Source organism: Elusimicrobiota bacterium (genome assembly GCA_041660925.1).
Lineage (GTDB): Bacteria > Elusimicrobiota > Elusimicrobia > UBA1565 > UBA1565 > JBAZUV01.
Genome location: JBAZVI010000001.1, coordinates 553,004 through 566,367 on the forward strand (window position 1 = coordinate 553,004; position 13,364 = coordinate 566,367).

The 13,364-nt window shown below is 71.8% G+C and carries 11 protein-coding genes; 1 reads left to right on the forward strand and 10 read right to left on the reverse strand.

From position 1 onward, the window contains the following. Positions 1-9: 9 nt before the first annotated feature. From WC969_02350 to WC969_02395, 10 genes are all read right to left on the reverse strand, one after another. Positions 10-1,179, reverse strand: a complete 1,170-nt coding sequence (locus tag WC969_02350) for a glycosyltransferase 87 family protein (protein ID MFA6028676.1) — start codon at positions 1,177-1,179, stop codon at positions 10-12. Next, positions 1,176-2,750: an ATP-binding protein gene (locus tag WC969_02355; GenBank protein MFA6028677.1), complete on the reverse strand. Its 1,575-nt coding sequence runs from the start codon at positions 2,748-2,750 to the stop codon at positions 1,176-1,178. Before WC969_02355 ends, WC969_02350 begins: the two co-directional genes overlap by 4 nt. Further along, positions 2,747-4,573 carry an ATP-binding protein gene (locus WC969_02360; protein ID MFA6028678.1) on the reverse strand — a complete coding sequence of 609 codons (1,827 nt, stop codon included), beginning with the start codon at positions 4,571-4,573 and terminating at the stop codon, positions 2,747-2,749. Before WC969_02360 ends, WC969_02355 begins: the two co-directional genes overlap by 4 nt. Beyond that, a complete protein-coding gene (locus WC969_02365; protein MFA6028679.1) occupies positions 4,570-5,454 on the reverse strand; it encodes an ABC transporter substrate binding protein in 885 nt (294 codons plus the stop codon). Before WC969_02365 ends, WC969_02360 begins: the two co-directional genes overlap by 4 nt. Before the next feature lie 95 nt (positions 5,455-5,549). Then, a complete protein-coding gene (locus WC969_02370) occupies positions 5,550-6,152 on the reverse strand; it encodes a response regulator (protein ID MFA6028680.1) in 603 nt (200 codons plus the stop codon). A 98-nt stretch (positions 6,153-6,250) separates the two neighbouring features. Beyond that, positions 6,251-7,477, reverse strand: coding sequence for an electron transfer flavoprotein subunit alpha (locus WC969_02375; protein MFA6028681.1), 1,227 nt, complete (start codon positions 7,475-7,477; stop codon positions 6,251-6,253). Further along, positions 7,474-8,280 carry an electron transfer flavoprotein subunit beta/FixA family protein gene (locus WC969_02380; GenBank protein MFA6028682.1) on the reverse strand — a complete coding sequence of 269 codons (807 nt, stop codon included), beginning with the start codon at positions 8,278-8,280 and terminating at the stop codon, positions 7,474-7,476. Before WC969_02380 ends, WC969_02375 begins: the two co-directional genes overlap by 4 nt. Positions 8,281-8,282: 2 nt before the next feature. Beyond that, entirely contained in the window at positions 8,283-9,920 is a 1,638-nt protein-coding gene (locus WC969_02385) for an acyl-CoA dehydrogenase family protein (protein MFA6028683.1), read from the reverse strand. Between the two features lie 34 nt (positions 9,921-9,954). Beyond that, positions 9,955-11,460 (reverse strand): hypothetical protein, encoded by a 1,506-nt coding sequence (locus WC969_02390; protein ID MFA6028684.1) that lies wholly within the window; start codon positions 11,458-11,460, stop codon positions 9,955-9,957. 57 nt (positions 11,461-11,517) lie between these two features. Further along, on the reverse strand, positions 11,518-11,688 hold the full coding sequence (locus WC969_02395) for a 4Fe-4S binding protein (GenBank protein ID MFA6028685.1): 171 nt from the start codon (positions 11,686-11,688) through the stop codon (positions 11,518-11,520). 81 nt (positions 11,689-11,769) lie between these two features. On the opposite strand from WC969_02395, the gene WC969_02400 reads away from it, so the two are divergent. Then, positions 11,770-13,362 carry a glycosyltransferase family 39 protein gene (locus tag WC969_02400; protein ID MFA6028686.1) on the forward strand — a complete coding sequence of 531 codons (1,593 nt, stop codon included), beginning with the start codon at positions 11,770-11,772 and terminating at the stop codon, positions 13,360-13,362. Positions 13,363-13,364: the final 2 nt, after the last annotated feature.

A 13,364-nucleotide genomic window follows, 5' to 3' on the forward strand; every position in this document is an offset into this window, starting at 1 on the left:
CTCCGACGCTCACGCCGTCTCGGGCTCCCTTCGGCGCGCGAGCGCGGCCCAGGAGAGAAGCAGGGTGTAGAGCCGGAAGTACTCGAAGGTGAAGGCGAACGCCCCCAGCCCCAGCCGGACCGCGAGCCCCTTCGCCGAGGCCACCATCGCCGCCGCGAGCAGGAGTCCGCGCAGGACCTTCGAACGCTCGCAGCGCAGCGCGTGGAGCGCGAGCGGGAGAAGGAGGATGTAGGAGTAGTCCTTCATCCGCGGGACGACGAGCGCGTAGAGCAGCGTCCCGAGCGCGACCGTCTCGAAGCGTGCGCGGGCGTCCCCTTCCCAGCGCCGCGCGAGCGCGAGCAGGCGCGGCGCGCTCAGCGCGAGCAGCCCCAGCGTCCAGAGCGCCCAGGAGCCCAGCGCGGCGCGCAGGCGCGCGGGGCCGCCGACCCCGAGGAGGTCCACCCACTCGGTGAGGAAGGCGTAGCCGGAGGCGTTCCCGGCCCCCCGCTCCCAGCGCCACGCCTTCTCCGGCGCCGAGAGCATGCGCAGGTAGTCGAGCGCCATCTGCCCGTGCAGCAGGCGGTTGAGCGACCAGAACCCGGCGAAGAGGGCGCAGCCGCCCGCGAAGAGGCCCCAGCGCGGCTTCGGCCTCAGCAGGAGCAGGACGAGCAGGGCCGCCGGCAGCATCTTCGCCTGCGCGGCGGCGGCGACGCAGAGCACGAAGAGTCCGTCGTGCTCGAAGACGAGGGCGGCGAGGCCCGCCCAGAGCAGGCCCTGCTCGAAGACCGCGGCGTTGCCGCAGCGGAAGTCGGCCCAGAACGGGGAGCCGAAGGCGGCGAGGATGAAGAGCGCCCCGGGCAGGCCGAGGCCGCCGGGCAGGAGCCGGGCCCAGAGGAGGAGCAGCAGGAGGAGGACCACGGCCTTCGAGGCGTTCCAAAGGCGCAGGCCGTTCTCCGGACCGACGAGCGCGAAGGGTCGGGCGAGGTCGTAGGCGAGCGGAGGGTAGGTGCAGGGATAAGGGATCCCGTCGACGACGCGGTCGGAGAGGTAGGGACTCTCCCCCCGCGCGATGGAGTCGATGCAGAGCCGGTAGGCCTTGAAGTCCCAGCCGGTGCGCCGGACGTCGGTCGCGGCCGCGGCGAGAAGCGCGAGGAGCAACGCGAGCGCGGGGAGCGCCCAGCGCGGGAGCGCGCGGCTCACGCGCCGCCGCCCGCGGGGAGGCGCACGGTGAAGGTCGTCCCCTCTCCTGCCCGGCTCTCGACGCCGATGCCGCCGCCGTGCTGCGCGAGGATGCGCTCGCAGATGTAAAGGCCCAGGCCGGTCCCCTCGCCCTCCGTCTTCGTCGTGTAGAAGGGCTCGAAGACCGCGCGCAGCTTGTCCTCCGGGATCCCGTGTCCCGAGTCACGGAAGACGACGCGCACCTCCCCGCCCGCCTGCGTCACGCCGACCTCGAGTCGCCGGCGCGGACGCTCGCGCATGGCGTGGATGGCGTTGACGGCGAGGTTGAGGAAGACCTGCTGCAGCTGCAGGGGGTCGGCTCGGACGTGGGGCCCCTCCTCGGGGAAATCCCGGACCAGCTCGATGCCGGCCTCGGAGAGCTCACGGCGCAGCAGGCGCAGGACGGCCTCGAGGCCCTTGAGGACGGGGACGTCCTCGAGACGGGCGCTGTCGGAGCGGCAGAAGCCGAGCAGGCCGCGCACGAGCAGCGTGCAGCGGTGCGACTGTTCGGCGATGATCTCGAGGTCCGCGCGCAGTCCCGGGGAGAGGCCCGGCTGCTCCTGGAGGACCTGCGTGATGCCGAGGATGCCGGTGAGCGGGCTGTTGAGGTCGTGCGCCACGCTGGCGGCGAGGAGCCCGGCGGCGCCGAGCTTCTCCGAGCGCACGAGCTGCTCCTGGGCCTGGCGCAGGCGGCGATAGGCCATGGCGTTCTCGAGGGCCTGGGCGAGCTGCGAGCAGAAGATGTCGGCATGGCGCAGGTCGAGGAAGCCCGTGGGGGCGTCGGCGCGCATGCGCACCGCGCAGAGGAGGCCCACGCTGCGCCCGCCCGCGCAGAGCGGGGCGAAGAAGAGCCCGCGCGCCGCGGAGAAGCCCTCGAGGTCCTTGAGCCGCGGGTCCGCCGCGGGCTGGGAAGGGAGGCAGAGGGTCCCGAGCGGTCTTCCTTTCTCGGCGGCCAGGCGCCGGGCCGCGCCGGAGGCGGCGGCGACGGAGCCCGGCTCGCCGCGCGTGCTCAGGAGCGCCGGGGTGCCGCCCTCGTCGAGCGCGAAGAGCGCGGCGCCGTCCGCCTGCAGGACCTTGAGCGCGAGGTCGAGGAGCTCGGGGAGCAGGCGCTCGAGCTCGAGGGTACGGAAGACCGCACGGCTGGCCTCGTGGAGAGCCACGAGCGCCGTCAGCTCGCGCTTCTCGAGCGCGCGCGCGATCAGGCCCGCGAGCTCCTCGACGTCGAAGGGCTTCTGAAGGTAGTCGTAGGCGCCCCGCTTCATGGCGGCGACGGCGGACTCGAGCGTCCCGTAGCCGGTCAGGAGGATGACCTCCGTGGCGGGACGCAGCGCTTTGATCTCCTCGAGGAGGCGGGCGCCGTCGATCCCGGGCATGCGGACGTCGCTGAGCACGATCGGGAAGTCCCCCTCCCGGAAGAGGCGCAGGGCCTCGGCGGCGTCCCCCGCCGGGACGACCCGGTAGCCGCGGCTCCCGAGCTCGTAGACGAGCAGGTCGCGGATGCCGCGCTCGTCGTCGACGACGAGGATGGGGATGTTCGCCGTCTGCGCGCTCATGCGTCCTCCTTCGGCGCCGCGCCGCTCGAGGAAGGCAGGAGGACGGTGAAGGTCGTTCCGCGGCCGATCTCGCTGCGCACCTGGATGCCGCCGTGATGCCGGCCGACGATCTCGTGCACCAGCGCGAGGCCGAGCCCCGTCCCCTTGCCCGGCGGCTTGGTCGTGAAGAACGGCTCGAAGATCTTCTCGCGGACCTCGGCCTCCATCCCCGTCCCCGTGTCGGAGACCTCGAGGACGACCTCCCCGCCGGGGACGCGGGCGCCGCGCAGGGTGAGCGTCCCCCCCTCCGGCATCGCGTCGACGGCGTTGGAGCAGAGGTTGATGAGGACCTGCTGGAGCTGGTTCACGTCCCCCTCGACGCTCAGCCCGCTCTCGCTGGAGCGCTCGACGCGGACCCCGTGGGAGCGCGCGATGCTCTCGATGATGGGGGCGGTCATGTCGAAGAGGGCCGCCACGGCCACGGGCTCCTTGCGCGCGCGCTCCTGGCGCGAGAAGGTGAGCAGGTCCTGCACGAGGTTGCGGCAGCGCAGCGCCTCCCGCTCGATGGAGGAGAGGGGCAGGGCCAGGGGGTCGCCGGGCGGGATGCGGCGGCCGGCCGACTGCGCGAAGCCGAGGATGACCCCGAGCGGGTTGTTGATCTCGTGCGCGACGCCCGCGGCGAGGCGCCCGACCGCCGAGAGCTTCTCCGTCATGCGCAGCTGCTGCTCGAACTTCCTGCGCTCGCGGATGTCCTTGGCCATGATGATGAGACCCTGGACGCGGCCCGCGCCGTCGCGCAGCGGAGAGGCCGAGAGGAGGACGGGGATCTCCGCGCCCTTCTTCTGGCGCAGACGCAGTTCCAGATTCTCGACGGACTGCGAGCAGTCCTCCCAATTGAAAGACGAGGGCGGCGCCTCGCCCGGGCCCTCGCCGAGGATCCGCGCCGGATGGCCGATGAGCTCCGCTGCGGCGTAGCCGAGGGTCTCGCAGACGGTGCGGTTGAGGAGGCGGACGCGCCCCTCGGCGTCGGTGACGACGAGCAGGTCCTGGATGTTCTCCAGGATGCGATTGAGGAAATCCTTCGAGACGACGGTCCGCGAAAGGTCCTCCGCCATGCGGTTGAAGCTGCGCGCCAGGTCCCCGAGCTCGTCGGAGGACTCCTCCGCGACGCGCACGCCGTAATCGCCCCGCCCGACGCCGTCGACCGCGGCGGAGAGGCGGCGCAGCGGCACGAGCATGCCTCCGATGAGCGTCGCGGCGATCGCGGCCGACAGCACGACGCTGAAGAGGACGACGAAGCGCAGGCCCTTGAGGATCTCGGCCTGCGTACGCAGGGTCTTCGCGAGGGGGAGGTTCAGGAACACGGTGCCCAGGCGGCGCGCCCCGCTCGGCCGGTCGAGCATGTACTCCTCGCCGGCGCTCGCGGCCTGCTCGCGCAGGGGGATGGCGAGCTCGAGGGCGGGCTCGCCGCGGACGGAGAATTCGCGCATGCGCGGGCTCTCGGCGTTATGGGCCGCGAGCTCCCAGGTGTCCGCGAGCGTCCCCCCCTGCTCCGCGACGTTGGTGTGGGCGACGACTCGTTCCTCCATATCGGCGATGAAGGCGCCGAGTCCGCCCGTATCGCGCTGAAGCTTGAGCAGGGCCGATGTGAGCTCCGCCTCCCCGCGCGTCTCGAAGCCGGGAGCGATGCGGCGGTCGAGTTCGTCGCCCAGGCGCAGGGCGGCCCGGACGGTCTCGTCGACGAGCGCCGCGTGCACCGAGCGGCCGGCGTACCAGAGGATGCCCGCGGCGGTCAGCGCGATGACGACGGCGAGGCCGAGCAGGAACTTGGCGAAGAGTCTCACGGCAGGAGGCTCTCGACGCGCTTGAGCGTCTCGACCGGAGGCGCGAGGCCGGCCCGCTTCGCGGCCGAGGCGCTGAAGGTGACGGAGACCTTCTCCGGGTGGATATCCTCGGCGACCGGCAGACCGGCCAGGGCGTCCCGTGCGGCCCCGGCGGCCGCGCGGCCGATCTCGGCGTAGCTCGCGGAGATCGACGCCGAGGCGCCCTTCTCGACGAGCCCCTCGGTCGGGGAGTAGAAGGGCACGGCGTTCGCCCAGGAATACTCGCGCAGGGCCTCGAAGTTGTCCGCGTTCACGAGAGCGGGGTCCGGCGTCATCCACAGAGCATCGACGCGTCCCTTGAGCCCGCGCAGGGCCTCATAGAGCTCCTCCGAGGATCGGACACGCACGGAGACGACCTCGAAGCGGTCGCGGGAGGAGAGGCGCAGCTCCTTGTGCTTGTGCTCGTTCTCTCCCTGCGACCAGAACACGGCGAGGCGCTTGAGCCTGGGCTGGAGCTCGAGCAGGCGGGAGACCAGGGCGTCGGGGTCTCCCGTCATCTGGATCTTCACCGGCGGCAGCTCGTAGCTCCCGCGCGAGACCGTCTTGCCGGGGGCGAGGCAGTAGATGAGCCGGACGCCCGACGGGTAAGGCTGCTGGGCCGCGCGGCCGCCGAAGGCCGCGACGACCGCGGCGTCCGCGGGGAGCTGGACGGCTCCCTCGCGCAGCTGGAGCAGCGTCACGGGGACGCCGACCTCTCTCCGGAAGCTCTCGAAGGCCTCCCAGTAGGGCTTCGCGTCCGAGCTCAGCACCGCGACGATGCGGGCCCCTTCCCCGGCGGCGGCCGCGCCGGGCCGGGCCATGGCGGAGAAGAGAAGGGCGGCGAGGAGGAGTCTAGAAGGCATGCGTCACCCGAACGGCGCGCTCCCGCCCGTCCGGACGGACGCGGCCGCGGCGGCGGCCAGCAGGGCCGCCGCCGGCAGTCCGTACGACGCGGACTTCACTCGGGGATCCTCTCCGCGAGTTCCTGGGGGAGGAAGGGCAGCACGCGGGCCCGAAGCTCCTGGGCCGTGAAGGGCTTGGCGAGGAAGTCGTCGGCGCCCGAGTCGAGGCAGGCCTGCCGCGTCTTCTCGGGGTCCCGGCCGCTGATGGCCAGGACGCGCACGTGCTTGAGGCTCTCGTCGGAGCGGATGAGGCGGCAGATGCGTCCGCCGTCCATGCCGGGGAGATAGAAGTCGAGCAGAACCAGGTCGGGCGCGAGCTGGGCGAGCTTATGGCCGGCCTCGAAGCCTTCGACGGCCTCGTGGGTCTCGATGCCGGGGAAGAGGGCGCTCAGCTGGCGCAGCAGCGTCCGGCGCACGGTGGGCTCGTCCTCGACGACCAGCACGCGGAAGGCGCGCCCGGCCTTGAGCTCGCGGGGGACGGGCATGTTGTGCTTCTTCAGGAACTCGACGAGGTCCTTGTCCCAGACCCGGCGATGCCCGCCCGCGGTGCGGAAGCAGGGGAGCTTGCCTTCCTCGATCCAGCGGCCGACGGTGGGAGGGGTGACGTAGCACATCCGCGCGATGTCCGTGGTGCCGAAAGCTCGCTTTGTGTTTTTCATATTCGATATGTTTACTTTTTGGGCGATTGTAAATCAAGGGAAAAATCACGCCCCCTTTCCTTAAGAGCTGGAAGGGGGGCGTGATCCGCTCGGCGCGGCTACTTCGTCTTCCGATCCTTCAACGCGGAGACCAGTTTGGGCAGGATCTCGTGGAGGTCCCCGACGATCCCGTACTTCGCGACGCCGAAGATCGGCGCGTTGGGGTCCTTGTTGATGGCGACGATGACGTCCGAGGAGCGCATGCCCACGATGTGCTGGACGGCCCCCGAGATGCCGCAGGCCATGTAGAGCCGGGGCGACACGGTGGTGCCGCTCTGCCCGACCTGGTTCGCCTTCGGCTTGAGCCCCATGTCCACGGCCGCGCGTGAGGCCCCGACGGCGCCGCCGAGCAGCTCGGCGAGGTCCTCGAGGGTCTTGAAGCGGTCCCTGCTGCGCACGCCGCGGCCGCCCGAGACCACCACGGCCGCCTCGTCGACCTTCTGCTGGCCGTGCACCGCGGTGACCCTGCGCTCGACGGTCCGCACGCGGACCATCTTCTCGTCGATCTTCGGGCTCTCCCGCACGATCGCCGCCTTGCGCAGCGGGTCGGGCTCGGTCTTCTTGAGCACGTTGGGGCGCACGGTCGCCATCTGCGGCCGCTTGCGCGGGCAGAGGATGTCGGCCATGATGTTCCCCCCGAAGGCCGGCCGGGTCTGCAGGAGGTGTCCGTTCTTGATCGAGAGGCCCGTGCAGTCCGCGGTGAGGCCGGCGTAGATCTCGGCCGCGATGCGCGGCGCGAGGTCGCGCCCCTGGTAGGTCGCCGGGAAGAGCACGATGCTCGGCTTGTGCCGGGTGATGAGCCCGATGAGCACCGCCGCGTAGGTGTCGGTGTTGTAGTCCTTGAGCGCGGGCTGATCGACGACGTAGACCTTGTCGGCGCCGTAGGCCGCGAGCTCCCCGATGAAGGGCTCGACTCCGTCTCCCACGAGCACCGCGCAGAGCTCCTCCTTGAGCTCGTCGGCGAGGCGCCGGCCGGCCGAGAGCAGCTCCTGCGTCACCGACTTCACGTATTTAGCGTCGGCCCACTCGAGCGCGCCGCCCTTGCCGAGCTTGAGCGCATGCGCGGTCTCGACGAAGACCCAGAGCCCCTTGAAGGAGGAGAGGTCCGCCGAGGACTCCTCGCGGCTGATGCTGATCGCGTCGAGGGCGCAGACCTGGACGCAGGCGCCGCAGAGGGTGCAGCCGTCGCCCACGCGGGCCTTCTTGTCCTCCACGTGGATGGCCCCGAACGGGCAGACCGGGACGCAGCGGGAGCAGCCCGTGCACTGCGAGGTGATCTCGATCATTTCCCACCCCCGCCCGCCTTCACGAAGTTCTCCTTGTGGAGGATCTCCAGGAGCTTGCCGGCCAGCTCCACGGCGCTGCCGGTGAAGATCACGCCCTTCTCGCGCAGCGGCGGCGCGTACACCCGGTCCACCTGCGTGGGCGAGCCCTTCAGGCCGACCTTCTCGGGTTCGGCTCCGATGTCGGCCGCGCTCCAGGTCTCCAGGACCTTGTCGAGCGCCTTGGCGACGGCGGTGAAGGAGGGATGGCGCGGCTTGAAGTCGTGGGGCATCGTCATCGAGGCCAGCGCGGGGAGCTTCGTCTCGACGACCTCGGTGCCGTCGTCGATGTGGCGCTGCGCCCGGAGCGTGCGCTTGTCGACCTCCACCCAGTCGCAGAAGGTGATCTGGGGGATGTGCAGGCTCTGGGCCACGCCGGGGCCCACCTGCGCGGTGTCTCCGTCGATGGCCTGCTGGCCGCAGAGCACGAGGTCGTACTTGCCGAGCTTGCGGATGGCGCGGGCGAGCGCGTAGGAGGTGGCCCAGGTGTCGGAGCCGGCGAAGAGCCGGTCGCTGAGCAGCACCGCGCGGTCGGCGCCGAGCGCGAGCGCGAGCTGAAGCACGGTCCGCGCCTGGGGAGGGCCCATCGTGACGACCGTGACCTCGCCGCCGTGCTTCTTCTTGAGCTCGAGGGCCTTCTCGACGGCGTAATGGTCGTAGGGGTTGAGGATGCTGGGGACCCCGGCGCGCACGAGGGTGCCCGTCTCGGGATTGACCTTCACCTCGGTGGTGTCGGGGACTTGCTTGACGCAGACCACGGTTCGCATGGCTATCTCCCCCGGAAGACTTCGGTGAGTTTTCGCGCGGCGAGCTCCCCGTCCTCGATGGATCCTCCCTGCCGGGCCATGATGGCCGGAAGGGCGAGCGCGTCGAGGAGCCCGGCGGGCGCCGACCCCGCTCCAAGCACGAGCTTCATGCCCTTGAGCGCGACGTCGAGCGCGGTCTCGCGCGCGTACAGGCGCGACATCGCCTGCCAGGCCTCGGAGTCGAAACGGACGGTCTCGCTGTAGTGCGGCCGGGCGGAGGCGCGGCAGAAGGCCGCGCAGGTCTCCGCAGCCGTGATGTACTCGCCCAGGCGCATCGTGACGTGCTGGTGGCGGGTCAGGCGCTGGACGCGGCACTCCTCGAGGATCCGGTTGAGGGCCCGCAGCGCGAGGGCCGCGCAGTCCGCCCCGACCGAGGGGGAAGCGGCATGGAGCGCATCCATCTGGGCGGCCTGCCCCTCGTAATACTGTCCGCGCGACTTGAGGTGCTCCTGCCAGCGCCCGCGGCAGACCGTCATCTCGAGGACCTCGCTGGTGCCTTCGTAGATGCAGGTGATCTTGACGTCGCGCTTGATCTTCTCGACGGGGAAGTCCTTCGTGTAGCCGTAGCCGCCGAGCGCCTGGATGGAGTCCTCGGCCGCCTTGTTGCCGGACTCGGAAGCCGCGAGCTTCGCGATGGCGCCCTCGGTCTGCAGCCCGTGCTCGCCCTCGAGCCGGAGCGCGACCTCCTCGAGGTACGCGCGCGCGGCCTCGAGCCGCACCGCGTTGGGCACGATGAGCTTGAGCATGTAGCCCTGCTTCTTCGAGAGCGGGCCGCCGGCCTGGATGCGCTGCTGGCTGTAGCGGATGGCGGTCTCGAGCGCCTCCCAGCCGGCGCCGAGGCCGAAGGCCGCGACCATGAGCCGGGTGTAGCCGAAGACGGCCTGGGCCTGGAGGAGGCCCTGCCCCTCGACGCCGCCGATGAGGTTCTCGGGGGGGACGAGGACGTCGTCGAGCGCGAGGGCCGCGGTGTTGCTGAGGCGGATGCCGTGCTTGTCCTCGTGGTGGTTGGCGGTAAATCCCTCCGTCCCCTTCTCCACGACGAACCAGGACGGCCCGCCGGGGGTCGCCGCCAGGATGGTGCAGACGTCGGCGACGCCGCCGTTGGAGATCCACTGCTTGTTGCCCGTGATGCGGTAGCCGGCGATCTTCCCGTTCTTGACGACGTGCGATGCCCTCGTCGTCAGGGCCACGAGGTCGCTGCCCGCGTCGGCCTCGGTGGCGCCGTACGCCACGAGCAGACGCTCCTTGGCGATGCGCCCGAACCAGTGGCGCTTCTGCTCCTCGGTGCCGCCGACGCGGATGGGGTCGGTGCCGAGGAAGGTCGCGAACACGGAGGTCGCGATGCCGAGGTCGATGTGCGCGAGCGCCTCGCAGATGCGGTAGATGTCGAAGGGGCTTCCGCCCAGCCCGTCGTACTCCTTGGGGATGAGCAGCAGGTGGACGCCGAGGATCTCGGGGTCGTACATCTCCTTGAGGACCTCGGCGGGGAATTCGTTGTCGCGGTCGAGCCGGCGCAGTTCGTCATAGGGCGTGCGCCGCTTCGCGTAATGGCGCAGGCTGTCGAGCATCAGGCCGCGCGTCGTCTGGTCGAGTCCGGGCATGGAGGCCTCTCTGGAGTATCCGGGGCGTATTCTATTACATCGGGCCGCGCCGTGCCGGGGCGCGGGGCGTCAGGAGCTCCCCGGCCGCGGAGAGCACGGCGTCGCTCGCGCGCCGCCCGAGGGAGTTCGTTTCCTCATAGTGCCCCCCTTTCGGGCGGGGGAGCATGCTGCGCGTCGGGGTAGCGCGGAAATCGTAGTCCGGGACGAAGTAGCCGAGCTCGTCGCCGGCGAGGCCGACGACCCAGCCGTGGCGGGGGAGCCGCGAGCGCAGGTACGGGCCTTCCGGCGCCTTCTCCAGCGCGGGCGGAGCGGGGTTCTCCGGCCGGATGAGCGGAGCGCCGAACGCCAGGGCCCCGTCGTAGCCGCCGAGCACGAGCTCGGGGAACGGCTCGCCCGGCAGACCGAGGATGGCCACCGGTCCGAGGCGGACGAGCGAGACCTCGCTCTCCAGCCGGGGCCGCAGGCGCTCGGGGAGCGGAAAGAGGAGCAGATGGCGCAGGGCCAGGCGCCAGGGGGCACGCCGGAGAGGGCGGCCGTCGGCCTCGAAGAGCCGGTGTCCGCGCGCGAGCGCGGGGAGGAAGAGCAGGTAGCGCGAGTTGTCCACGGCGAGGAGCAGCGTCCGGGTCGAGAAGTCCACCCTCCCCGACGCGGCCGTCTCCCCCCGCTTCAGGGCCGCGAGCGCGGCCGCTGCGACGCTCTCGCCGACCCGGTCCGACTCGGCGTAGGCCTTCTCGAGACCTCCCCGGCGGTCGACGTCGGGGCTGAGCAGCCCCCCCATCGCCCCGGGAAGGAAGACGCAGGTCCCCCCGCCGAGCGCCTCGACGCGGCCGCAGAGGGCGCCCGGATAATCGGCCGTGACCCGGAGGTTGTCGCGGCCGAGCGCCTCGGCGTGGCAGGACCAGCGCACGACCGTCGCGAGGGCGCGGCCGTCCTTGGCGCGCAGGCGCAGGACGCCGAGTTCGGGATCGAGAACGGCCGGGTCTCGGAGGTCCCCGCAGAGCCCGCGAGGGTCGAGCTCGGAGCGCGCGGCGACGAGCTCGACGGGCTCCAGGCGCGCGAGCAGACCGCGCACGAGCCCCTCGCAGAGGGCGAGGACCCGTTCGCGATAACGGTCGTTGGCGCGCGCGCGCACGCCGGGCAGCGGGCCCCAGAGGCCGAGCAGGTCGGGCGCGGAGTGATCGTGCGTCGCGGTGACGAAGAGGAAGCGGCGCCCGTCCTCGAGGCCGAGGCGGCGGCGCAGCTCGAGCACGTCCTCGCGGAAGAGCCCGAGGGAGTCGAGGGAGAGGAGGACGACGGTTCGCTCCCCGTCGCTGAGCGCGGCGGCCCGCGCGTAGAGAGGATCGCGGACGCCCGCCGCCCGGCGGCCTTTCGCGCCGTAGCCGGCGAGGAGCACATGCTCGCGCGCGAGGTCCGGCGTGATGTCGACTTTTCCCGCCGCGGCGGTGAAGCCCGCGGCGCGGGCACCCACGGCCGACGCCGGGACCGACGGGACGGCGAACAGGAGGCAAAAAAGCGCCGCCGGGAGTGCGCGAGGGCTCATGTTCGGGCGCTCACTCTTCCCGGCGGCGGTCGTCGACGCTGCGGCGGTCGTCGACGCTCAGGCCGCGGCGATGGCCTTCTCGGGGCAGGAAGCCTCGCAGGCGGCGCAGTCGATGCACTTCTCGGCATCGATGCTGTAGCGCGGCTCTCCCTTGATGATGGCTTCGGACGGACAGGTGTCGAAGCAGGTCCCGCAGGCGGTGCAGCTCTCGGCGATCTTGTAGGCCATTTCTCCTCCGAAATCCGGCGTACGTCTATTATACCAACTTCAGGGACGACAGGTCCCCGTATAAAGGTAGAATCGCGCCCTATGAGCCCCGACACCCGCCGCCGGGAACTCCTCGTCGTCGCCGCCGTCGCCGCGCTCCTGCCGGCGCTCTGGCTCGCAAAACCCTGGCACATCGACGAGCCCTTCTTCCTCGCCATCGCCCGCCAGATCCTCTCCGACCCCCGCCGCCCCCTCGCCTTCGCCTTCGACTGGTACGGGACGCTCGTCCCGATGGCTTCCATCAACAACACCCCGCCGCTCTGGGGCTACGTCCTGGCGGGGACCTGGGCGCTGACGGACGGAGGCGAGGCCGCGATGCGCCTGCTCCTGCTCCCCCTCAACGCCGCCGCGGCCCTCGGCGCCTATCTCCTCGCCGCGCGCTTCCTGCGCCGCCCGCTGCTCCCGACGCTGATCCTCATCGCCTCCCCCGCCTGGTCGCTCCCCCTGCAGCATCTGATGCCCGAGAAACTGCTGGCGGCCTTCGCCTTCCCGGGGCTCTACGCGCTGGTCCGCGGCGTCGACGAACGCGACGGCCGCTGGTTCTGGGGCTCGGCGCTCCTCCTCGCCCTGGCGCTCCTCTCGAAGTACAACGCCGTGCTCCTGCTGCCGCCGGCGCTCGTCTACGCCTGGCGCGGCGGAGCGGGCCGGACGCGCACCGCGCTCTGGGCCGCCCTGGCCCTCTCCGGCGCCGCCGTCTACGCGCTCGCGGACGCCTCCGGCGCCGCGCTGCGGGCGGCGGCCGCCGTGACGGAAGCCTCCGCGCGCCTGCCGACCTCCGCGTGGACCCACAAGTCCCGCTCCCTGCTCGCCTTCCTCGGCGGCTGCGGCCTCGTCACGGCGTTCTGGCCCTGGCTCCTGTGCGGCCGGCGCGCCGCGGCGCTCGCCCTGCTCGGCGCGGCCGCGCTCTTCCTCCCCGCGCTCGACCTGCTCCCCGGCGTCCGCGCGGCCGACCGCCTGCTCGGGCTCTTCCTCGCGGCCGGCGCCGCGCTCGGACTCTGGCGCATCCTCCTGGAGGCGCGCGGCTCGAAGGCCGGCGCCTTCTGGGCGGTCTGGGCCTTCGGCGGACTCCTGCTGCAGTCGCTCTACTGGTCGGTCATGGCCCGCTTCACGCTCTTCCTCCTGCCGCCGCTCGTCTTCGGCCTGGCGGCGCAGCTCGAAGAACGCTGGTCCCAGCGGCGCCTGGCCGCGCTTCACGCCGCGGGTCTCGCCGCCGTCCTGGCGTTCGGCGCCGGCCTCAGCGCCGTGGACTACCGCTACGCGGCCGCGCAGAAGGAGGCCTCCGTCGAAGCCGCCCGTCTCGTCGGAGAGGGCCGACGCGTCTTCTTCACGGGGCACTGGGGCCTGCAGTTCTACATGGAGCGCGCCGGCGCCCGCGCGCTCGAGAAGCCCGCCGGCTGGAACGTCCTGCGCCGGGGGGACGTCGCCGTCGTCCCCGCCGTCAACTCGAACATCCTGCGCCCGTCCCGTCCGATGAAGGCGGACGTGCGCGTCTTCTCCGTCGGGCATCGCCTGCCCCTGCGCCTGGACAGCGCGGGCGCCAGCGACGCGGGCTTCCACTGCGACGTGACGGGCTTCCTCCCCTTCGCCTTCTCGAGAGAGCCGCTCGACGAGCTCTCCTTCGTCGAAATACTATAATC

Excerpts from the sequence above, each read along its gene's own strand:
- WC969_02355 (MFA6028677.1), bottom strand. The coding sequence starts at position 2,750 with ATGAGCGCGCAGACGGCGAACATCCCCATCCTCGTCGTCGACGACGAG.
- WC969_02380 (MFA6028682.1), bottom strand. The coding sequence starts at position 8,280 with ATGCGAACCGTGGTCTGCGTCAAGCAAGTCCCCGACACCACCGAGGTG.
- WC969_02370 (MFA6028680.1), bottom strand. The coding sequence starts at position 6,152 with ATGAAAAACACAAAGCGAGCTTTCGGCACCACGGACATCGCGCGGATG.
- WC969_02375 (MFA6028681.1), bottom strand. The coding sequence starts at position 7,477 with ATGATCGAGATCACCTCGCAGTGCACGGGCTGCTCCCGCTGCGTCCCG.
- WC969_02365 (MFA6028679.1), bottom strand. The coding sequence starts at position 5,454 with ATGCCTTCTAGACTCCTCCTCGCCGCCCTTCTCTTCTCCGCCATGGCC.
- WC969_02385 (MFA6028683.1), bottom strand. The coding sequence starts at position 9,920 with ATGCCCGGACTCGACCAGACGACGCGCGGCCTGATGCTCGACAGCCTG.
- WC969_02395 (MFA6028685.1), bottom strand. The coding sequence starts at position 11,688 with ATGGCCTACAAGATCGCCGAGAGCTGCACCGCCTGCGGGACCTGCTTC.
- WC969_02400 (MFA6028686.1), top strand. The coding sequence starts at position 11,770 with ATGAGCCCCGACACCCGCCGCCGGGAACTCCTCGTCGTCGCCGCCGTC.
- WC969_02390 (MFA6028684.1), bottom strand. The coding sequence starts at position 11,460 with ATGAGCCCTCGCGCACTCCCGGCGGCGCTTTTTTGCCTCCTGTTCGCC.